This is a genomic window from Roseibacillus persicicus (assembly GCF_014651675.1).
Taxonomy (GTDB): domain Bacteria; phylum Verrucomicrobiota; class Verrucomicrobiia; order Verrucomicrobiales; family Akkermansiaceae; genus Roseibacillus; species Roseibacillus persicicus.
Genome location: NZ_BMXI01000069.1, coordinates 1 through 778 on the forward strand (window position 1 = coordinate 1; position 778 = coordinate 778).

General features: G+C 49.6%; 1 protein-coding gene. It reads right to left on the reverse strand.

Annotated elements, in window-relative coordinates; translation table 11 throughout:
* Positions 1–445 precede the first annotated feature (445 nt).
* Complete coding sequence (locus tag IE099_RS20635) at positions 446–664, reverse strand: hypothetical protein (RefSeq protein WP_189574754.1); 219 nt, start codon at positions 662–664, stop codon at positions 446–448.
* Positions 665–778 lie beyond the last annotated feature (114 nt).

Genomic DNA, 778 nt, shown 5'->3' on the forward strand with positions numbered 1-778 from the left:
AAGACGGTCTGGCATACCTTCTAGCCTAAGATGATTCAGTCAAATAGACAAGTAGCGCGTGTTGTAGCGCGTGTTTGGACCTGCCATTACCTAACAAACTAGCATTTGTAGGCGAACGTTCCAGCACACCCAATCCGACCGACTCAGCGCGCTTTCGATAGTTCTATCACGTCCCCTCCTCCAGTCAAGCCTCCGACTCGCCAGCGCGGTCGGATTTGTGGTGCTGCGCATTGTTCGGCCTTCTTCGCTTCTTGTTAAGCTTCTGGATTCGTTTGTCGAAGTCTCCGTATATCGATGGATCAGCATCATAAAAGCTAATCTGATTCCCTCTAATCTTCTCTAAGATGGGCTCGATTATCGGCCACGAATCAGCAAGCCAATCAGGTTTACTACCAACATAATAGCTAATTAGACTGATGAAACAACTTGCCCCGTCTGAATCACCTCACGACTTCTCGCTGGCAAGAAAGCGAAAATACGCGCGAACGTAGTATTTGAAGGGCACTTCTGGCATGTAGATTAAGTCCTCTTGATAGGACATCGCACATTGCTCGAAAAGCTGAAGAGCCTCCTTGAGGTCTTTCCCATAGAAGTTCTTAAAGGCGGCAGCCTCATCAAGGCCTAGCCACGATTCCTTCCAATCGGTTTTCGTGGGTATCTCCATATCTTCAGCCGAACGTTCGAGCACACCCAATCCGACCGACTCAGCGCACTTTCCCAAGTTCTATCACGTTCCCTCCTCCAGTCAATCTCCGACTCGCCAGCGCGGTCGGATTTG

Bases quoted from the DNA above. Each gene is read 5' to 3' on its own strand.
- IE099_RS20635 (WP_189574754.1), bottom strand. From the start codon at position 664: ATGGAGATACCCACGAAAACCGATTGGAAGGAATCGTGGCTAGGCCTT.